The 20,107-nt window shown below is 64.7% G+C and carries 20 protein-coding genes; 5 read left to right on the forward strand and 15 right to left on the reverse strand.

Features of this window, described 5'->3' with window-relative positions; genetic code table 11:
* Positions 1-16: 16 nt before the first annotated feature.
* Both LB526_RS24195 and LB526_RS24200 read right to left on the reverse strand, forming a co-directional pair.
* Positions 17-1,366, reverse strand: a complete 1,350-nt coding sequence (locus LB526_RS24195; protein WP_140635945.1) for a putative bifunctional diguanylate cyclase/phosphodiesterase — start codon at positions 1,364-1,366, stop codon at positions 17-19.
* Positions 1,367-1,612: 246 nt separating this feature from the next.
* Positions 1,613-3,406, reverse strand: coding sequence for a GtrA family protein (locus LB526_RS24200; RefSeq protein ID WP_224630053.1), 1,794 nt, complete (start codon positions 3,404-3,406; stop codon positions 1,613-1,615).
* A gap of 128 nt (positions 3,407-3,534) precedes the next feature.
* Between LB526_RS24200 and LB526_RS24205 the strand changes: the two genes are divergently transcribed.
* The 4 genes from LB526_RS24205 to LB526_RS24220 all read left to right on the forward strand — a co-directional run bounded on the left by LB526_RS24205 (position 3,535) and on the right by LB526_RS24220 (position 6,745).
* Positions 3,535-4,539, forward strand: coding sequence for a glycosyltransferase (locus tag LB526_RS24205; protein WP_224630054.1), 1,005 nt, complete (start codon positions 3,535-3,537; stop codon positions 4,537-4,539).
* Positions 4,539-4,913, forward strand: a complete 375-nt coding sequence (locus LB526_RS24210) for a GtrA family protein (protein WP_224630055.1) — start codon at positions 4,539-4,541, stop codon at positions 4,911-4,913. Before LB526_RS24205 ends, LB526_RS24210 begins: the two co-directional genes overlap by 1 nt.
* A gap of 81 nt (positions 4,914-4,994) precedes the next feature.
* Positions 4,995-5,981 (forward strand): glutathione synthase, encoded by a 987-nt coding sequence (gshB, locus tag LB526_RS24215; RefSeq protein WP_224630056.1) that lies wholly within the window; start codon positions 4,995-4,997, stop codon positions 5,979-5,981.
* Between the two features lie 35 nt (positions 5,982-6,016).
* On the forward strand, positions 6,017-6,745 hold the full coding sequence (locus LB526_RS24220; RefSeq protein WP_224630057.1) for a hypothetical protein: 729 nt from the start codon (positions 6,017-6,019) through the stop codon (positions 6,743-6,745).
* A gap of 116 nt (positions 6,746-6,861) precedes the next feature.
* On the opposite strand, the gene LB526_RS24225 is transcribed toward LB526_RS24220, so the two are convergent.
* Positions 6,862-7,866: a TIR domain-containing protein gene (locus tag LB526_RS24225; protein ID WP_224630058.1), complete on the reverse strand. Its 1,005-nt coding sequence runs from the start codon at positions 7,864-7,866 to the stop codon at positions 6,862-6,864.
* Positions 7,867-8,031: 165 nt separating this feature from the next.
* Here LB526_RS24225 and LB526_RS24230 point away from each other — a divergent pair, with 165 nt between their 5' ends.
* Complete coding sequence (locus tag LB526_RS24230; protein ID WP_224630059.1) at positions 8,032-9,561, forward strand: YifB family Mg chelatase-like AAA ATPase; 1,530 nt, start codon at positions 8,032-8,034, stop codon at positions 9,559-9,561.
* A gap of 28 nt (positions 9,562-9,589) precedes the next feature.
* On the opposite strand, the gene LB526_RS24235 is transcribed toward LB526_RS24230, so the two are convergent.
* The 12 genes from LB526_RS24235 to LB526_RS24290 all read right to left on the reverse strand — a co-directional run bounded on the left by LB526_RS24235 (position 9,590) and on the right by LB526_RS24290 (position 20,003).
* Entirely contained in the window at positions 9,590-10,177 is a 588-nt protein-coding gene (locus LB526_RS24235; RefSeq protein WP_224532198.1) for a TetR/AcrR family transcriptional regulator, read from the reverse strand.
* A 30-nt stretch (positions 10,178-10,207) separates the two neighbouring features.
* On the reverse strand, positions 10,208-10,789 hold the full coding sequence (locus LB526_RS24240) for a DUF308 domain-containing protein (protein WP_224532199.1): 582 nt from the start codon (positions 10,787-10,789) through the stop codon (positions 10,208-10,210).
* A 123-nt stretch (positions 10,790-10,912) separates the two neighbouring features.
* Positions 10,913-13,081 (reverse strand): malate synthase G, encoded by a 2,169-nt coding sequence (locus LB526_RS24245; protein ID WP_224630060.1) that lies wholly within the window; start codon positions 13,079-13,081, stop codon positions 10,913-10,915.
* A gap of 252 nt (positions 13,082-13,333) precedes the next feature.
* Positions 13,334-15,355, reverse strand: a complete 2,022-nt coding sequence (locus LB526_RS24250; protein ID WP_224630061.1) for a hydantoinase/oxoprolinase family protein — start codon at positions 15,353-15,355, stop codon at positions 13,334-13,336.
* 328 nt (positions 15,356-15,683) lie between these two features.
* Positions 15,684-15,986 carry a cupredoxin family copper-binding protein gene (locus LB526_RS24255; protein WP_224532826.1) on the reverse strand — a complete coding sequence of 101 codons (303 nt, stop codon included), beginning with the start codon at positions 15,984-15,986 and terminating at the stop codon, positions 15,684-15,686.
* Between the two features lie 53 nt (positions 15,987-16,039).
* On the reverse strand, positions 16,040-16,666 hold the full coding sequence (locus tag LB526_RS24260) for a CDGSH iron-sulfur domain-containing protein (RefSeq protein WP_224517082.1): 627 nt from the start codon (positions 16,664-16,666) through the stop codon (positions 16,040-16,042).
* A 158-nt stretch (positions 16,667-16,824) separates the two neighbouring features.
* Positions 16,825-17,148 (reverse strand): endonuclease domain-containing protein, encoded by a 324-nt coding sequence (locus LB526_RS24265; RefSeq protein ID WP_411968071.1) that lies wholly within the window; start codon positions 17,146-17,148, stop codon positions 16,825-16,827.
* A 182-nt stretch (positions 17,149-17,330) separates the two neighbouring features.
* Positions 17,331-17,702, reverse strand: a complete 372-nt coding sequence (locus LB526_RS24270; RefSeq protein ID WP_224630063.1) for a hypothetical protein — start codon at positions 17,700-17,702, stop codon at positions 17,331-17,333.
* A 211-nt stretch (positions 17,703-17,913) separates the two neighbouring features.
* Positions 17,914-18,285: an endonuclease domain-containing protein gene (locus tag LB526_RS24275; protein ID WP_224630064.1), complete on the reverse strand. Its 372-nt coding sequence runs from the start codon at positions 18,283-18,285 to the stop codon at positions 17,914-17,916.
* 132 nt (positions 18,286-18,417) lie between these two features.
* A complete protein-coding gene (locus LB526_RS24280; protein ID WP_140633290.1) occupies positions 18,418-18,765 on the reverse strand; it encodes a hypothetical protein in 348 nt (115 codons plus the stop codon).
* Between the two features lie 204 nt (positions 18,766-18,969).
* Positions 18,970-19,494: a hypothetical protein gene (locus LB526_RS24285; protein WP_224630065.1), complete on the reverse strand. Its 525-nt coding sequence runs from the start codon at positions 19,492-19,494 to the stop codon at positions 18,970-18,972.
* The gene (locus LB526_RS24290; RefSeq protein ID WP_224630066.1) at positions 19,491-20,003 is read right to left on the reverse strand and encodes a hypothetical protein; all 513 of its coding nucleotides are present in this window, start codon (positions 20,001-20,003) and stop codon (positions 19,491-19,493) included. Before LB526_RS24290 ends, LB526_RS24285 begins: the two co-directional genes overlap by 4 nt.
* Positions 20,004-20,107: the final 104 nt, after the last annotated feature.

Here is a 20,107-nt window from a genome sequence, read left to right on the forward strand (position 1 = left end):
ATACCAACAGACCTTGTCAGATCGCCTTGGCGTGCAGCGCTCCGCGATAGGAATCGCGCAGATAGCCGAGCGTGGCGTCGGCATCGGCCGGCTTGCCGAACAGATAGCCCTGCCCGCCGGCGCAGCCGAACTGGACGAGGCGGTCGGCCTGCGCTTCGTCCTCGATGCCTTCGGCGACGACATCCATGCCGAGCCCTTCGCACATTGCGAGAATGGCGCGGATGATGTGCTCCGACGGCCTATCGTCGAGGATGGAGGAGACGAAGGCGCGGTCGATCTTGAGCTTGTCGAAATGGAACTCGCGCAAGCGGCCGAGCGACGACTGGCCGGTGCCGAAATCGTCGAGCGAGACGCGGATGCCGACGCGGCGCAAATCCTCGACGATCTTCTCGGCCGAGGCCGGATCGTTCATCAGGCCAGTCTCGGTGATCTCGATCTCCAGCCGGCGTGGATCGAAGCCGGTGCGGTCGAGGATGGCCAGGATATGCAGGCCGGTGTTCTGGTCGACGAGCTGCGAGGGCGACAGGTTGAAGGACAAGAACAGCTCCTTCGGCCAGCTGCGCGCCGCCTCGGCCGCCTTGCGCAGCACCAGCTGCGACAGCGGGCCGATGATGCCGCGTTCCTCGGCGATCGGGATGAAGACGGATGGCGGCACGACGCCGAGGTCGCGGTCGGTCCAGCGCGCCAGCGTCTCGAAGCCGATGGTGCGGCGGCTGCTCAAATCGACGATCGGCTGGAAATGCGGTTCGACCTCGCCGGCCGAGACGGCGCGGCGCAGCGCCTGCTCGATGCGGGTGACGCGCTTGGCCGCCTCTTCCATCTCGCGGGTGTAGACGACGACGCGGCCGCGGCCCGAACGCTTGGCGTGATAGAGCGCAGTCTCGGCCTTGTTGAGAAGGATCTCGGTGGTCTCGTCGCCGGAATAGAACAGCGAGCAGCCGACCGAGGCCGAAAGCCTTGCGGTGCGCTCGCCGACATCATAGGGCGCCGACAATATCTCGATCAGCATGCGCGACGTCTCGGCCGCCTGCTCCTCCGAGAACACCATCGGATAGAGGTAGGCGAACTCGTCGGCGCCGATGCGGCAGACGGTGGAATAGCCATCCATCGAAGCGCGCAGCCGCATCGCCACCTGGATCAGGATGTCGTCGCCGGCCTTGTGGCCGAACAGGTCGTTGATCGGCTTGAAGCCGTCGAGGTCGAGGATGCCGACGGTAAAGGGCGCGGGATCGTCGGCGCGGTCGCTGATCAGGCGATCGACCTTGTCGAAGAAGCGACGATGGTTGCCGAGCCCGGTCAACGAATCCGTGAAGGCCAGATCCGTATTTTCCTTGCCTGGCTGGCCGGTGCCAAACGTCGTTTGCATCATGCCTCTGTTCTGATGTCGGTATTTATGGCCAGAGTGGCAGCAAAGCGTTTAGGAAAAGTATCGGAAAATCGATTTTTCCATCGTCCAGAAGCTGCTTGGCACATCGCCGGCTCAGCTTTGGACAAGAAATGGCAGCCCAACCTCCAATATTCGTTTATGCACAATTGCTAATATAAGTATCGAACGGTCTCTTCTGGAATGCAATTGCGCAGCAAACGCCGTTTCGCACCTTCGGGAATTGCTTTAGCCAGCTTGCTTTAGGCGATAGAGCTCGATCGGGCTGCCCTTCTCGCCGATCGGCTCGAGCCAGTCCGGCACGGAGCCGCGCAGCAGGCCGGCAAGGAAACCCTGCGGCGCCTTCCGGGTCAGGATCAGGGTCTCGACATTGCCGGGGCAGATGGCGACGAGGCCGACGCGATGCGCCTCGACGATTGCCCGCGCGTCATCGGCCGAGCCGAGAAAGGCGTCCAGCGCCAGGAGATTGCCGGCGACGTTGCGATGATAGGGGCCGGCGAAAACGCGATGGCCGCTATAAGCGAGGACCGGCGCTCCGAGATTGGAGATCGTCAGCACGGTGGTATCGGCCATGCCGCCGAGTGGCGCAAAACTGGCCTTCTTCTGGCAAGTCCTGTCCGAGGCGCCGCCGTCCGCGACGGGTTTGCCTTTCTCGAACGCCACCGAGGCGGCCGCGGCGACGCCCGTCCAGACCGGGTTGATCGAGACCAGCCAGACGGCCGCAAGGCGCAGCGCCACGCCGAGCGAGGAGCTGGCTTCGGCCCGCGCCCGCCATTTTGCGATCCAGGCCGACAACGGAACGACGGCAAAGGCGATCGAGAAGGTGGTGCCGCGCACCTGCCAGGCGCCGATCGCGAAGGCGACGACGAGCAGTGCCGCAACGAGACTGTCCTGCCGCCGCCAGCCGCCGCGGCGCAAGTGCCGTGCCATCAGGACGATCGCGACCAGCGGCGTCGCGTAACGCGCCGCCACGCGCGCCGGATCGCGGACAAGCAGCGCGAACAGCGACTGGGCCTCGTCGATATGGTCGAGCCACAGTTCCTTGAGGCGCGGATCGAGGGAGGCATAAGGCGCGGAGAGGCATTGCGGGAACAGCACCGCCACGACCACGCCGAGCACGACCCCCAGAAGCGCAAGCGACCCCAGCCTGCGCCGCCAGCTGCCGGCGGCAGGCTCTATGAAGGCGATTGCGGCAAGCCACACGCCCGCAATGGCCGCGATGACAAACTGCGCGACCGAGAAGGCGTCGCACTGCGCCACGCCCCATGCGGAAGGCGGAACGGTGACGGCGAAGACAAGCGCCGCGACACCGGCAAAGCCGAGGCCGAAATTCCGGGCGATCGCCCGTTCGCCGCCTGGATCGGCGACGAACAGCAGCGCCACGCACACGCCGATGGTGGCGACATAGGGCACGGTTTCCATGCCGACGGCGAGCGTCAGCGCGGCGCAGAGGCCGGACAACAACGCGGCCCAGCGTCGGGAGGGCGCCTCGAGCAGCAAAGCGAGGCTCGCCATGGTCAGCATCAGCTGGGCGTTGTGGTGATCGAGCGCGCCGGGGTCATAGATGCCGATGAAATAATAGCCGGCGGCGCCGATCAGGATGGCGGGCAGCACCGCGCCGCCACCGCCGAAGCTGCGCGCGGCGCGGGCGGTGAAGAACAAAGTCGACCAAAAGAGCAGCGCCGGCCAGAGTACCTGCGCCACGTCCTCGCCGAGCGGCCTGCTGCCGGTGAGCGCCGAGGCGGCAAATGCGATGGCGGCGATCGGCGCGTCGACCAGCCGCGACCAGTGCATGACGAAGCCGCCTTCCAGCCCCATCCGGTATTGGTGCAGGTCGAACCAGCCCTGGCCGGCGAGCAGGTCGCGGACCTCGACGAGGCGCAGCAGATTGTCGTTGTCGCCGCCGGCATCGGTCAGTTGGCCAAAGCCGGCCCATGCATCGATAACGAATGCGAGCAGGGCGGCAAGCAGCGCCAGCGTCAGATCGGACTTCCAGGCGGCGCCGGTCTCGGCTGTGCCCATTGCGGTGGCCTTTGAAGGGAGAGGATCGGTTTTAAACCTAGCCTTAACGGCTTCAATAAATAGTAAAACGGCTCGACAGGGCCGGCATGAGCACGGCCGGAGGCTGGATCGAGCGTCCGGAGACAGACATGCCGCATGCAGTCCGCCACGAGCCGGTCATCGCCGTGCTCCTGCCTTGCTACAACGAGGAGCTGACGATCGGCGAGGTCGTGCGGCGCTTCCGCGAGACGCTGCCCTCGGCCGCGATCTATGTCTACGACAACAATTCCAAGGACCTCACGGCGCTGAAAGCCCGCGCCGCCGGCGCCGTCGTCGTGCGCGAGCCGCGCCAGGGCAAGGGCAATGTGGTGCGGCGCATGTTCGCCGACATCGACGCGGATATCTATGTGATGGCCGACGGCGACGGCACCTATGCGCCGGAGGATGCGCCGCAGCTGATCAACGTCCTGCAGACCGAGCGCTCCGACATGGTGGTAGGCACCAGGCGCGGCGTGAGCGACGATGCCGGCCGCAACGGCCACGCTTTCGGCAACCGCCTCTTCAACCGCCTCTACAAGGGTCTGTTCGGGACCGACTTCACCGATATCTTCTCCGGCTACCGGGTCTTTTCGCGCCGCTTCGTCAAAAGCTTTCCGGCCGTTTCCGGCGGCTTCGAGATCGAGACCGAGATGTCGGTGCATGCCTCGCAGCTGAAGCTGCCGGTGAGCGAGATGGCGCTCGATTACGGCCGCCGCCCGGAAGGCTCGTCGTCGAAGCTGTCGACCTTCCGCGACGGCGCCAGGATATTGTGGATGTTCGCCATGCTGGTGAAGGAGACGCAGCCATTGCGCTTCTTCGGCACGTTCGCGCTGTTCTTCCTGGCGGCCAGCATCGGCCTGATGATCCCGGTGCTGGTCGAGTTCGCGCAGACGGGGCTGGTGCCGCGCATGCCGACCTGGGTGCTGTCGATCGGCATGCTGCTGTTGGCCATGCTGTCGATGATGACCGGGCTGATCCTCGATTCGGTGTCGCGCGGGCGGGCCGAGCAGAAGCGCATCTTCTATCTGTCGATTTCCTCCGGCCGGGCCGAGCGCGGAATATCCGGACAGGCCTCGCCCAAGAGCGAGGCGGGCAAGTCCTCGCGGGCGGCATAGTGGACCGCCTCGTCCGCTTCATCCTTACCGGCGGCATCGGCTTCGTTGCTGACGCCGCGGCGCTCTGGCTGCTGCTTGCCGCCACGCCGCTCGGCCCGATGGCGGCGCGCCTGCTGTCGATCGGCTTCGCGCTCTGCGTCACCTGGCAGATCAACCGCCATCTGACCTTCGCGCCGTCGAGCCGGGGCATCGCGCAGGAAGGCGCCCGCTATGGCGGTGTCGGCGTCGCCGCCGGCGTCGTCAACTATCTAGTCTATTGCGCCGTCCTGTTCGCCCTGCCGGCGCTGCCGCCGCTGGCCGCGCTGGCCTTTGCCTCGATCGTCGCGATGGCGCTGTCCTTCCTCGGCTACTCCAGGCTGGTCTTCGACCGCTGAGCGTCTGCACCAAGCGAGCACGATTGGCAGGCGCCGCCGATTTCCCTATATCGGGCGTCTGAGTTCCCCGGAGAGCCGCAAATGCCGTTGAAGATCGCCGTCCAGATGGACCATGTCTCCACCGTGTCGATCGCCGGCGACACGACCTTCGCGCTGTCGCTGGAGGCGCAGCGGCGCGGCCACAAGCTTTTCCACTACACGCCCGACCGGCTGTCGATGGTGGGCGGCAAGGTGTTCGCGCGCGTCGAGGAGATGCAGGTGCGCGACGAGAAGGGCAACCATTACGCGCTGGGCGAGAAGGTGCGCACCGACCTCTCCGACATGGACGTCGTGCTGCTCCGCCAGGACCCGCCCTTCGACATGAATTACATCACCACCACGCACATATTGGAGCGCATTCATCCGAGGACGCTGGTGGTCAACGACCCAGCCTGGGTGCGCAACAGCCCGGAAAAGATCTTCGTCACCGAATTCCCAGACCTGATGCCGGAGACGCTGATCACCAAGGACCCCCAGGAAGTGGCGACCTTCCGCAAGGAATTCGGCGACATCATCGTCAAGCCGCTCTACGGCAATGGCGGCGCCGGCATCTTTCATCTGCACGAGGCCGACCGCAATCTCGCCTCGCTGCTCGAAATGTTCGGCCAGTTGTTCCGCGAGCCCTATATCGTGCAGCGCTATCTCAAGGACGTGCGCAAGGGCGACAAGCGCATCATCCTTATCGACGGCGAGCCGGTGGGCGCCATCAACCGCGTGCCGGCCGAGCACGATTCCCGCTCCAACATGCATGTCGGCGGCCGCGCCGAGAAGACCGAGCTGACCGAGCGCGAGCGCGAGATCTGCGCCCGCATCGGACCGGCGCTCAGGGAGCGCGGCTTCATCCTGGTCGGGATCGACGTGATAGGCGACTACATGACCGAGATCAACGTCACCTCGCCGACCGGCGTGCGCGAAGTGCAGCGTTTTGGTGGCGCGGATATCGCCAGCCTGTTCTGGGATTGCGTTGAGGGGAAGCGGGGTAGTTTCCAGTCTAAGGCGGGTCCGATTGCGGATGAAACAAAAACATAAACTAGCAGACTGGATAGACCAGCGAGGGGGACAAGATGGCTACGGACAACGGGTACGAACTGGGTTCTGATCAGTTCGCTTTCTACTTCTTGGGAGAGAAGGGCATTGAAGCGAGCGAACTGGGAACGTTCCTGCAGCGTGCTGCTACAGTTGCTCGCAGAGGAGGCGCAGAACTTCGAGTCACAGCAATCGAACCCGGTAGTCTTGCCGTCATCATACGGGCAATAAGGCTTGCAAGTGCAGCATATGCGATACGGGAAGAGTTCAGTGCAACGCCAATCAAGACGACAGCCGCTACCGGTGCTTTAGTTACGCTCGTGATCGGTGCGCTTGTTAGGGCAATGTCGCCTGAGGCCTCTCAACCGCTCGCTAGAGTGGGCGCTGAGTTGGTGGAAAAGCAGCAAGTTGAAAGAATTGAGATCAGAACTCGGGACAAGACAATTGTTGTTATGGATCTGGACACCGCCATCCGTGTTCGAGAAATCGAGCGGGCATCAAAAGGCCCACGCCTGCTGCAAGCGACTGAGGTCCGCAGGCTTATGGAAGACGGTCGCGAGGGCAAGCTCACTGGCCGCGCGGTCGAAGTAGAAGGCGAGCTTCACTTTCGACCAGACGGGTACCGCTATCTGGTGCCAGTAAACATTGCAAGCGAAGCATTGGCAGCATTACTACCCGGCACGCATTTCAAAATCAGCGCTGATCTCCTGACGCGTAACGGACAGCCCGATACCATTATGATCCACAAAGCAACTCCCTTGGGCTGAGCTTTCTTCTGGTTTTGGATGCCAGTATAGATTTCGTAGCGGCTATTCTGGGTTGCGCAAGCCAAATGAAAATCTGGTTGGTCACGATTGCTGAGATATCGGCGAAAATTCGTCCGTCAGCTATCCTCCATAGTAGGACCTTCTAGGTCTTTCCGGGTGTCGAGCTGCCGATCTCGCGCTGCATTCCTACTCCACAATCGCCTTCTACGCCCCAACTTGTAGCGCTCTCCAAGATAGTTGGTAATCATCCTAAGGCGCTCAGCGGCTGGCGTAAGTTCAGCCAACTCCGGGTGCGCTTGAGAGACATCACCAACCTCCAACGCGCATTCGAAGAGATCGTCCCACACCTTATGGTTTCGGTCCGGCAAGCCTCTGCCATCGGCTAACACCCGCTCCAGATAGGCGCTCGGTAGGAGCTCCTCCGGTTTGGAAAGCAACTTGCTTTGGTTTCGGTTCAAGACGAGCAGTTCTTGCAGGATTGCATCGAATACCTCTAGGCTGCCGGCCGACCCTTTAACTGCAGGTGCTTTATTTATCTCCTCCAAACCTCCCTTCAGCTCCTGCTCAATTTTCGGCCAGAGGCCATCTACGGATTTCTCCACGCGCTCAACTGGGACAGCGTCATTGCCAACGCGCGCATTGATGTCTCTTAGCAATCTTTTGAAATCGCCTATCTCGGCCGCCACAGCATTGAATTGCGTGAGAGGTGGTGGGAGTTCGGATGGTTTGACGCCCACCAGGAAGGGTGCAACCTGCGCATCTCCCACTGACTTAGATAGCGCTCCAGCTTCAAACAAAATCCACGGTGCTAATAGATTCGATGGTGTCAGACAAAGTATGCCAAAACTATCTTTAGCTAGCTCCTCGGTAAGATCGGCTTGCCAACGTCCACCCTTCTTCAAATCCTCCGACGACATAAATGGTCGGACGCTCTGCAGAACGACCGGGAGCCACGTATAGAGCGTATTTGCGATGACATGGCTCTTTGCACCTGACCAACTAATAAAACGCTTGGCATTGATTCCCCCCTGATCGTTAATCAGCTTATATGATTCGAAGAGACTGAAAAGATTTCTCGATCCAAAATCTATCTCGTTAGCCGCGCCGGATTTGAATTCCATCGGACTCAGGTTCAGCCGACGTTGGTTCGCCAACGCTGCGACGCTCGCGCACCCATGTTCCCGTAATGTTCTTGCCTAAGCCGCAAATCTGTGGTTGTCTGGCGTGAGGTCTTGCGCGGCCTGATCGCAGCGCCGCGCGGGAGCCGACATCCGGGGGCTTGAAAGATGGTGGCGCGGGTTCGCACGGTGGCTTTCCAGGGCATCGAGGCTTTGCCGGTCGATGTCCAGGTGATGGTCGGGCCAGGTAAGGTCGGCATGCAGATCGTCGGTCTGCCGGACAAGGCGGTGGCCGAAAGCCGCGAGCGCGTGCAGGCCGCACTCCACGCGTCGGGCCTGTCGATGCCGTCGAAGAAGGTGACGGTGAACCTCGCGCCGGCCGATCTTCCCAAGGAAGGCAGCCATTACGACCTGCCGATCGCACTCGGGCTGATGGCGGCGCTTGGCGCCATTCCGGGCGACATGCTGGCCGGTTATGTCGTTCTTGGCGAATTGTCGCTCGACGGCACCATCGCTGGCGTGGCCGGCGCACTGCCGGCGGCCATCGGCGCCAATGCCGAAAGCAAGGGCCTGATCTGTCCCTTCGCCTGCGGGCCGGAGGCGGCCTGGGCGGGCAAGGATTTCGACATATTGGCGCCGCGCAGCCTGATCGCCATCGCCAACCATTTTCGCGGCACGCAGGTGCTATCACGGCCCGAGGCCGGCATCCAGCTTGCCGCGCGCGACCTGCCGGACCTCGCCGACATCAAGGGCCAGGAGAGCGCCAAGCGGGCGGTCGAAGTGGCTGCCGCCGGCGGCCACAACCTTCTCATGGTCGGGCCGCCCGGCTCGGGCAAGTCGATGCTGGCGCAGCGCCTGCCCTCGATCCTGCCGCCGCTGGCGCCGAAGGAGCTGCTCGAAGTGTCGATGATCGCTTCCGTCGCCGGCGAGCTCGGCGAAGGCAAGCTGACCGACCGGCGGCCGTTCCGCGCCCCGCATCATTCGGCCTCGATGGCGGCGATGGTGGGCGGCGGGCTGCGCGCACGTCCGGGCGAGGTCTCGCTCGCCCATCACGGCGTGCTGTTCCTCGACGAGTTACCGGAATTCACGCCGCAGACATTGGATGCGCTGCGCCAGCCGCTGGAAACCGGCGACTGCATGATCGCGCGCGCCAACCACCGCGTCACCTATCCGGCGCGCATCCAGCTGGTGGCGGCGATGAATCCGTGCCGCTGCGGCATGTCGGGCGAGCCCGGCTATCGCTGCCTGCGCGGCGACCGCTGCCGCACCGAGTACCAGGCGCGCATTTCCGGCCCGCTGCTCGACCGCATCGACCTCAGGATCGAGGTGCCGGCGGTCTCGGCAAGCGACTTGATCCGGCCGGACAAGGCCGAGACGAGCGCTTCGGTGGGGCAGCGCGTGGCGCGTGCGCGCGCCATGCAGCGCGAAAGGCTGGAAAGATTGGGTGCGGGCGCCACCACCAACGCGCACTGCCCGCCCTCGATCATCGAGGAGATCGCCAAGCCCGATAGCGCCGGGCTGACGCTGCTCAAGGACGCCAGCGAAAAGCTCGGCTTTTCGGCGCGGGCCTATCACCGCGTGCTGAAGGTGGCGCGCACGCTGGCCGACCTCGACGCCAGCGAAACCGTCGGCCGCATCCATCTCGCCGAGGCGATCTCCTATAGGATGAGCGCGGAGCGCATGGCGCAGGCGGCGTGAAGCGGGCGTATCGGGCTTTCATCCCTCTTCAATCTTGCGCCGGGATCAGCTTCTGCAGCGTCGGTGCCAGGATCATGGCGAAGCTCGATCCATCGCCATAGGCCCGCGCGGAAATCATCGCCCCGTGCACAGTCGCCATGAAGGCTTCCGCCTCCACGCGCGGCGCGGCGGCGATCGTCAATGTGCTTTGCGCGGCGCCGCGCTCGATAACGCCGGTCAGCCACCCCGAGAGAAACCGGAAATAGGCCCGGACCTCCGCGGCCACCTCAGGCGGAAGGGCCGGAAGCTCGCTGGCAAGCAGCGCGCAGACGCAGATCGGCCTGCTCGCATCCTCGATGCACTGCGCCCAGAAGTCGGCATAGGTGCGCAGCAACTGAGGCGGCGCAGGCACACTGCGCTCTAGCTCCGTCATGCCCGTCACGGCATCCTCGAGGTAGCGCCTGACCAGGCTTTGCACCAGGTCGACCTTGCTCGGGAAATGATGATGGATGCTGGCTTTGCGGATACCGACCACGTCGGCGATATCGGCGTAGCTGAACCCGTTATAGCCGCCGGCGACGATGAAGCTTCGCGCGGCGGCCAGTATGTCATCGGCGGTGTTCGAGGGCTTGTCCATGGACATGCCTAACCTCCGGCGGAGGAAATCTCAACGCACGGCCTGCGGCGACTTGCGAAGGATATCGCTGACCGACAGCCACACGGCGGACACGAGGAAGTAGAAGGCACCGAAAGCTGCATAGGGCGCGACATTGGCGATGCCGATGGCCTCGGCGCCGCCCGCCATCTTGACAAAAAAGAGGCCGGCCAGCGCTGATTGCGCGCCACTCAGGATCATCGCCCATTGGGCGCCGTTACTCTTCCAGCGACGCGCCGCGGTGAGAAGCTGAAACGCGCCGGAGACGACCGCCCAGACCCCATAGACCGCGAGCACCGCGTTCATGCTGCGGCCAAGCGCGATAGCGACCGCGATTGCGGTGACGATGCTGACGGCGAAATTGAGGAGCTGCGACTTGTTGCGGCCCAAGCCGCCACTGCGCTGCGCGTCGACATAGTTCGCGAGCGCGTCCCAGGCGGGGTAGGCCACCAGCATTACGGCGGCGAGCGGCGGAACCGACTTCGCGACGGTGACGGCTATCGCGACCCAGGCCGCCGACACGGCAAACCGCAGAAAATAGTAGCTTTTGAGCCAGCCGTTTGAGGACTGGGCATGGTTCATTCGTGCAGGCATGACGGTTCCTTTCATTCATTGCCTACCAACTAGTAGGTAGATTGAAAATCGTCAATCCCTTGCCGGCCGGTCGCCGATCACCTCGATATCTCGTTTACGTGATCGGCGCCCGCTTGCGCCGCGCTACTGCTCGCGCGCCTTCAGCTCCAGTCGCCGCTTATGCAGCACCGGCTCCGTATAGCCGTTGGGCTGGACGGTCCCCTTGAACACCAGATCACAGGCTGCCTGGAAGGCGATGGAATTGTCGAAGTCCGGCGCCATCGGCCGGTAGAGCGGGTCGCCGACATTCTGGCGGTCGACGATCGCCGCCATGCGCTGCAGCGAGTCCCGCACCTGGATTTCCGAGCACACCTTGTGGCGCAGCCAGTTGGCGATGTGCTGCGAGGAGATGCGCAGCGTGGCGCGGTCCTCCATCAGGCCGACATCGTTGATATCGGGCGCTTTCGAGCAGCCGACACCCTGGTCGATCCAGCGCACGACATAGCCCAGAATCCCTTGCGCATTGTTGTCGAGCTCACGCTGGATCTCGTCCGGCGTCCAGTTCGGCCGCGTTGCTACCGGCACCGACAGGATGTCGTCGAGCTTCGCCTTCGGCCGGCTCTTCAGCGCCGCCTGCACGGCGTGCACGTCGACCTTGTGATAGTGCGTGGCGTGCAGCGTCGCCGCTGTCGGCGACGGCACCCAGGCGGTGTTGGCGCCGGCCTTGGGATGCGCGATCTTCTCAACCAGCATCGCCGCCATCAGATCCGGCATTGCCCACATGCCCTTGCCGATCTGGGCGTGGCCGGCGAGCCCGCATTCCAGCCCCGTATCGACGTTCCAGGCCTCATAGGCGGAAATCCAGGCGGCCTGCTTCATGTCGCCCTTGCGGATCATCGGGCCGGCTTCCATCGAGGTGTGAATCTCGTCGCCGGTGCGGTCGAGGAAGCCGGTGTTGATGAACACCACGCGCTCCTTCGCCGCGCGGATCGCTTCCTTGAGGTTGACGGTGGTGCGCCGCTCCTCATCCATGATGCCCATTTTGATGGTGTTCTTCGCCATGCCGAGCAGCGCTTCGACACGGTCGAAAATCTCGACGGCGAAGGCGACCTCTTCCGGCCCGTGCATCTTGGGCTTCACCACATACATCGAGCCCGCGCGGGAATTCATCCGCCGTCCGTTCGGGCCGACATCGTGCAATGCGATCAGCGCGGTGAGCGCCGCATCCATGATGCCTTCCGGCACCTCGTTGCCGTCGCGGTCGAGGATCGCCGGATTGGTCATCAGGTGGCCGACATTGCGCACCAGCATCAGCGAGCGGCCGGGCAGCGTAAGCGTGCCGCCGCCCCGCGAGGTGTAGGTGCGGTCCGGGTTGAGCTTGCGGACGAAGGTCTTGCCGCCCTTGGCGATCTCTTCCGTGAGATCGCCCTTCATCAGGCCGAGCCAGTTGCGGTAGACGACGACCTTATCCTCGGCATCGACGGCGGCGACCGAATCCTCGCAGTCCTGGATGGTGGTCAACGCGGCTTCTAGGAGGACGTCGGCGATGCCGGCCGGATCGGTCCTGCCGATCTGGTTGGCGCGATCGATCACGATCTCGATATGCAAACCGTTCTTGACCAGGAGCACGGCTTCCGGTGTGGCGGCATCGCCGCGATAGCCGACGAACTGCCTTGGATCGGCAAGCGTCGTGGCGCCGGCGCCCTCGCCCGCTTTCAGCGCGCCATTCGCCACCGACAGCCCGTTGACACCGGCCCATTTGCCGGTGGTCAGCGGTACCGACTGGTCGAGGAAATCCTTCGCCCAGGCGATCACCTTGGCGCCGCGCGCCGGATTGAAGCCCTTGCCCTTCTCGGCGCCGCCGGTCTCGGCAATGGCATCGGTGCCGTAGAGCGCGTCATAGAGCGAGCCCCAGCGCGCATTGGCGGCGTTGAGCGCATAGCGCGCATTCATCACCGGCACGACGAGCTGCGGCCCGGCAACGACGGCGATCTCGGGGTCGACATGCTCGGTCGAGACGCTGAAGTCCGGCCCTTCCGGCACCAGATAGCCGATCTCCTTGAGGAAATTCTTGTAGGCCTCCATGTCGATCGGCGCGCCGTTTTCGCGATACCAGCCATCGAGCTTCTCCTGCATGGCGTCGCGTTTGGCCAGCAGCGCGCGGTTCTTCGGCGCGAGGTCGTGGACGATGGCCGAAAAGCCGGTCCAGAATTTTTCCGGGTCGATGCCGGTGCCGACTACCGCCTCCTCGGCGACGAAATCATGGAGCTCCCGGGCAATCTGCAACCCGGCGATCTCGATGCGGTCGGTCATCTGCACGTCTCCAGATAGGTGGCTTGTCGGGCGTTTGGCATGTTTGGGGTTGCGGGGTCAATTCAGCTTAGGGTGTAGAGGGGCGCGGCCTTTTCCTTCTCCCCTTGTGGGAGAAGGTGGATCGGCGCGCAGCGCCGAGACGGATGAGGGGTGTTCCAGCGGAGTGAGACGGCGGCTTTCCCTGGAGCACCCCTCATCCGTCGCCTTCGGCGACACCTTCCCCCACAAGGGGGGGGGAAGGGGAAGCCGCACTCACACCGCAATCCGCGGCCGTCCCGACGCCACGGCCACCACATGCGCCTCGATGAACATGCGCTGGCCCTCGATGGTCGAGACCTTGAACTCGGTGGAAACGTGGATCTCGGCGCTGTCGGTGCCCGCGTCCTTGGCGCGATCGGCGGCGAGCGCCCGCACATCGGCTTGCGCTGCCTCGATCGCCTTGCCCTCCTCGGTGAAGTCGCGCACCGTCTGCCCTGACGCCAGCCGGAAAAGGCCCTCCTTGGGCTGGCTGACGCGGGCTTCGGCCGAGACGCGCACCTGGCCGACCACGGCGCCGAGCGCGTTGGCGACATCGGTGTCTTCCGGCACGATGCAGCCATTGCCGACCAGCGGCGGCAGGCCGGCATAATGCAGCGGCGCCGATGCGCCGAGGCCGATGACCGGGCGGTCGAGCGCGACGGTGAAGCGGGCGATGCCGGGATGCGCGTCGACGGCGCGCTGCACCAGCGCATGCGCGACGGTGGCGGCGCCGTCCAGCCCGTCCTCGGCAAAGGCGGTTTCCAAAATATATTCGGCCGACCAGCGGGTCAGCGTGACGAGCACGCGATCGGAAATCTCCTCCGGCGTCGCCGCGATGGTCTGGCCGCGGCCGTCGCGGCGGCGGGCGAACAACTCGGCGCCGAGCCGAGCGGTGGCGGCGTGCCAATTGGCCTGTTTTCCCAGCACATGGGCGGCGTCGGAGGGCGTGAAGCCCGAGATATGCACCAGCCCGCGCGCGACCAGCCGGTTCAGCGTGGCGTTCTGCGCGTTGGAAGCGAGCAGCCGGTCGAGCGCCAGCGGGGTGGCGCCGATCGTCTCGTAAAGCTTCGCCTCCGGCCCGGTGAGACCGGCGGCGAGCCGGTCCGGCACGCCTGTGCGCAGGGCAAAGCGCCCGTCCATGCGGCCGGGGTTCGGCGCGCGGAGCTGTCTTTCCAGTTCGACAGTCACGGCCTCGCCATGCACCATGCCGGACAGCGCCAGCGGCACCAGGCGGCGCGGCCCAAGCAGGATTTTTGGGTCGAGCGCGCCGTCTTCCAGCGTCACTTCGGAGTCGCCGCCAAGGCCGAAGGTGCGCATGGCGACGGCCTCGACCATGGTGCGGAAGCCGCCGACAGTGGCGCCTTCCGGATCAAGCCGTGGCCGGCCGCCATCGAGCACGGCGACATCGGTGGTGGTGCCGCCGATATCCGAGACCATGGCGTCGTCCAGTCCGGTCATGTGGCGCGCGCCGACCAGGCTGGCGGCCGGGCCGGACAATATGGTCTCGATCGGCCGCTGGCGGGCAAACGCCGCCGACACCAGCGCGCCGTCGCCGCGCACCACCATCAGCGGCGCTGCGATGCCGCGCTTGGCGAGAAAGCCTTCGGTCGCCGCCACCAGCCGGTCGATCATCGAGATCAGGCGCGCGTTGAGCAAGGTGGTGAGCGCGCGGCGCGGGCCGCCGAGCTTGGCGGAAAGCTCGTGGCTGGCTGTGACCGGCAGGCCGGTGATGTCGCGGATGAGGTCGCGGGCCGCCAGCTCATGCGCCGGATTGCGGGTGGCGAAATAGGCGCAGACGGCAAAGCCCGATACCGAACGCCCAAGCTCCGGCAGCGCCGCCTCGAGCCCGGAAAGGTCGAGTTTGGCCGCATTGCCGTGCACGTCATGGCCGCCGGGGCAGAACACCACCGGGTCGGTGCCAAGCGCCGTCTTCAGCCCGTCGCGGGCGAGGTCCGCCTCGGAAAAGCCGATCATCACCAGCGCCACGCGCCCGCCCTGGCCCTCGACCAGCGCGTTGGTGGCCAAGGTCGTCGACATCGAGACCAGTTTTATCGAAGCAGGATCGGTCCTGGATTGTTCCAGCACCGCGTCGACCGCGCCGGAAATACCGACCGCGAGGTCATGGCGCGTGGTCAGCGACTTCGCCTTGGCCAACACCTTACCCTTCGGGCCGCCTTCCTCCGACCACAGCACCGCATCGGTGTAGGTGCCGCCGGTGTCGATGCCGAGGAAGAGAGGGGGAGGCTTGGCGGTCATTTTGCAGGCGGTCCGGGCGAGAGGGCTTTGTTGCGAAGCCCTTAGCCGATACGGACTGGAGGATAAAGGCGGGAGAGGTGGGCCAGGGGGGAGGCGCCGGGGTTTATTGGAAACGTCGACGCGAGGCCCCCCTCTCTGGCCTGCCGGCCATCTCCCCCTCAAGGGGGGAGATCAGATGTCGCCGGCGCTTTCGCCAATCGCCAACGTCGCAAAGGGGCGCCGGCGTCCAAGCTGCCAATCTCCCCCCTTGAGGGGGAGATGCCCGGCAGGGCAGAGAGGGGGGGCCTCGCGCCGGCCTGCGCAGCAGTCTTTCAAGCGCCGGCGTTTCCTATTTCGCCGTGACGGTGCCCGTCATCGAGCTGTGGATCGCGCAATGGAACGGATGCGCGCCGGCGGCCGATATCTTGACCTTGGCGCGCTTGCCCTTGGCGAGTTGGCCGGTGTCGAAGGAACCGTCATCCGCGGTGGCGGTGTGCGTCTTGGAATCGGCGTTGGTGAAGGTCACGGTGTCGCCGGCGGCGACACTGATCTTGGCCGGGTGAAATTTCATGTCCTTGATCTCAACCGCGTGGTTTGCGGCGAAGGCGGGCATTGCGACGGCAAGCAAGGCAAGGGTGAGCATGGTGCGCATGGTGGGTTCCTCCTGAGAGTCCTCCCCCTAAGCTAACGCCGGCGCGGCGTTTGTCATGCCACGAAGCCCACTCTTTTATGCGACCCGTCGCAAAACGGCTTGTTGGCCGAATGCCCGCAGCGGCAGAGGAACACCTTGGTGGTCCGCGCGATGGTATGCCCGGTGCCGGTGACGATCTCCGCATTACCTTCGACCTTGAGTGGGCCGTTGACGGTAGGCGTGACCGTCAGTGGGCCGTCCCGCGCCTCCAGCACCTGCGCTTCCTTCAGCGGCGGCTCGCCTGTGGCGGTGAAGCCGGCCTTGATGTGACTGTTGTCGCAGAACGGCTTGTTCTGCGACAGGCCGCAGCGGCAGAGCGTGGCGCGGAACAAGGTTTCCTCGCCGAGCACGATCTCGGCATGCACGGCCAGCGGCCCGTTCTCGCGCAACCGCACGGTGTTGACCAGCGGCGGCTTCTCCTGCGGCCCGCCATCTTTTCTGGTGTAGGTGATGGCGCCCGACGGGCAGTTTTCCGCCAGCGCCACGACCTGCTCGACGCTTGCCGCGTCAGGGTGGATCCACTCGCCCGGCGCGTTGGGCACGAAGACATGCGGGTTGCCGAGCACACAATTGCGCGAATGGATGCAGCGCTTGCCGCTGAAGGAAACGTCGATCTTCTCGCCTTCGACCGTGCCTGCCATGTGGGTGGGTCTCCTGTTGGGTTGAGGCGAGGCTAGGGCGGCGGTGAGAGGGGCGTCAAGAATGAACTCCCCTTCTCCCCTTGTGGGAGAAGGTGGCTCGGCGCGCAGCGCCGAGACGGATGAGGGGTGTTCCAGCTTGGCGAAGACGCCCGGTGGCATCACCGCCAGGGCTGCAAACTCTTATCTTTCACATACGCAATAATGGTATCGCAGACCGCATCCAGCTCTTTCAGCACATCATCGTTCCAGAACCGCAGCACGCGAAAGCCCCTTGCCTTTAGTTCGGCGTCGCGCTCCTGGTCGCGATCCGATTCCGCGTGCTGGCTGCCGTCGATTTCGACGATGAGTCTGGCCTTGGCGCAGACGAAATCCGCCACGAAGCGGCCAATCGGCACTTGCCGCCTAAATTTGATGTTGTCCAGCCTCCGACCGCGCAATTCCTGCCATAGACGGTCCTCCGCGTCGGTCGACTCACGGCGCATCGACCGAGCGAAATTCCTTTTGGCCGGGGTTACGGGTTGGTGGGGGCATGGCAGAAGACTGGCCGATGTAGGTGACCGCTCAAATATCCGGCGTCTCACTCCGCTGGAGCACCCCTCATCCGTCTCGGCGCTGCGCGCCGATCCACCTTCTCCCACAAGGGGAGAAGGAGAGGGCGCCCCGCTCACTCCTCCAGGTCGATCTCCTCGGTCTGGCCGCCGCTGCAGGTGTAGCAGCAGTCCTCGCAGGTTTCCTTGTTGTTGGGGCCGACGCCCCAATAGGTCTGCTCGTCGCCGTCGACCCAGGCGCCGTAGCAGATCTTCTCGCCCTCGTTGCAGGAGATCGGCAATTGCTTGGTCTCGCCGTCGTCAAGATAGAAATCCTTGCCCTCGCCCGGCCAGACATAGTCGCGGTCCTGGCTGTAGAGCTCGACACGCATGGCATTGGGATGATTGTTCTTGATCTGGAAGGTGACGTCGCCGGCACGAGCGGCGGGCGCGATGAGGACGGCAAGCGAAAGCGCGACGGCGGCGCGGCGCGCGAAGGTGAAAGACATGAAAACCCCCGGGTCGAATCGGCCCCCACGGCCGATGGTTGGATGATGACATGGCGGGCGCGTATGCCAAGGGGCGGCGGCGAAAAATGGCTGACAGAATTTGGGGGAATGGCGCGACTTCCCCTTCTCCCCTTGTGGGAGAAGGTGGCTCGGCGCGCAGCGCCGAGACGGATGAGGGGTGCTCCAGCTTGGCAAGGTCGCGTGCGCCCCGCTACCGCCAGGGCTGCAGACTCTCGTCCCGCACATACGCAATAATGGTATCGCAGACCGCATCCAGCTCTTTCAGCACATCATCGTTCCAGAACCGCAGCACGCGAAAGCCTCTCGCCTTCAATGCGGCGTCGCGCTCCGGATCACGGAGCGACTCCGCATGCTGGCTGCCGTCGATCTCGACGATGAGCTTGGCCTCGGCGCAGAGGAAATCCGCGACGAACCTGCTTATCGGCACCTGCCGCTTGAACTTGATATTGTCGAGTCGCCGGCCGCGCAATTCGTGCCACAAGCGGTCTTCCGCCTCTGTCGGCTCGCGGCGCATCGACCGGGCGAAATTGCGTTTGGCCGGGGTTACGGGTTGGTGCGGCATGGCGCGAGACTAGCCAATCCTGGCGCCAACTCAATCATCGGGCGCCTCACTCCGCTGGAGCACCCCTCATCCGTCTCGGCGCTGCGCGCCGAGCCACCTTCTCCCACAGGGGGAGAAGGGGAAGGCGCCCCGCTACTCCGCCAGATCCACCGTCTCGGTGGAATGTTCGGTGCAGATGAAGCAGCAGGTGTCGCAGGGCTGGTCGTTGTCGGGGCCGACGCCCGCGGTGACGGAATCGTCGCCGTTCACCCAGGCGCCCCAGCAGATGTGCTCGCCCGGCTCGCAGGAGATCGGCACGGACTTTCGCGCCTTCGGGCGGATGAGGAACACCTTGTCGTCGCCCGGCCAGACTTTTTGGCTGTCGCGGCTGAACAGCTCGACCGCGACCCCGTCCGAGCGCTGGTTGCGCACGAAGACCGACATGTCGGCGGCCAAGGCCGGGGTGCTGAGGAGAAGGAAGGCGAGCAGAGCGCGAATCATGGCGAGGTCCCCGAGAGGGAGTAGAGCACGGGTTGAGACGGGGCGCGACCTCCCCTTCCCCCCTTGTGGGGGAAGGTGGCTCGGCGCGCAGCGCCGAGACGGATGAGGGGTGCTCCAGGGAAAGCCGACGTCTCACTCCGCTGGAACACCCCTCATCCGGCCGCTTCGCGGCCACCTTGTCCCACAAGGGGAGAAGGGGGAGCCCTACCTCCTCACCACCACATGCGGCGCGAATGTCTTCACCGCATCCACCATCTCCTCTCCCCGCACGTCGAGCGAGGAGATCTCCATATGCACGATGTTCCGGCCGAAGGGCATGATCCCGAAGGCGTTGGCGGAGGAATAGCGGATTGCGTCGGGCGGCTCCTCGGTGAGCTCGAAATTGAGCATCGCCGCGCCCTTACCGCCGGCGGCGAGCCGCACGCTCCGCACCTTGCTCCATGGCACCAGCACGTCGCCGGCGCGAGCATCGCGGAAACCTTGGCTGTCCAGCGTCACCTTGACCGAACTGTCGAAAACGCCGCGCGCGATGAATATGCCGAGCCCCAGGCAAGCAGAAGCGAGCAGCGCGATCCACAGCACATGCCCGCTATTCGCCCCCCAAGTCACGCCCTGCAGCGCGCCGAAACCGAAAATGCCGCCAAGCAGGAACGGTCCGACGGCGGGCAAGATCTTTCCCGACGGGCTGTTGCGGATTTCGAGCGGCGCGGCCATCGCCTTCGCGCTCAACGCTCCGGCTTCAGCAAAGTCCAGATCCAGCCGATGAAGGTCAGCACCAGGAACGGATAGCCGAGCGCCGGCAGCGGCGCCGAAGTGGGCAAGAGCGGCGCGCCCCACAGGATCATGAGAACCGAGACGGAGAACAGCACGGCGGCGATGGACGCCGTGAGCCGCATCCACAGCGCAAAAGTGGCTTGCGCGCTGACCATGACCAGCCCCGCCGCCCACAGCGCAATGCCGCCGGCATAGGAAGGCACGCTGGCCTGCAGGCCCGCCGCATTGCCGGCCAGGAGCAGGCTCTCGCCGGCGAGGAAAGTCAGGAAGCCCGCCGCGACGAGATCATTGCCGAGCCGCTGGTATTTCATCGTGAGCAGCGCGGTGGCGACGACGATGCCGACGCCGTCGATGGTCCAGACCGTTTCGCGCAGCGCGTCGCTGGCAACGAACGTGCCCGCTAACCCAAAAGCGCCGCCGATGGCGAGGCCGATCGCCGCGACGAGATCGAGAGTGGAGCGCATGTGATGTCTCCCCAAGCTGGGGAGAGGATACGCTAGCGTGCGGAGTTGTTGAAGAGTGAGATCAATTGCAGCAAGATGGCAAATGATCGACGGACCTGTTCCGG

The sequence above is a fragment of the Mesorhizobium sp. CA6 genome (genome assembly GCF_020165035.1).
Taxonomy (GTDB): Bacteria; Pseudomonadota; Alphaproteobacteria; order Rhizobiales; family Rhizobiaceae; genus Mesorhizobium.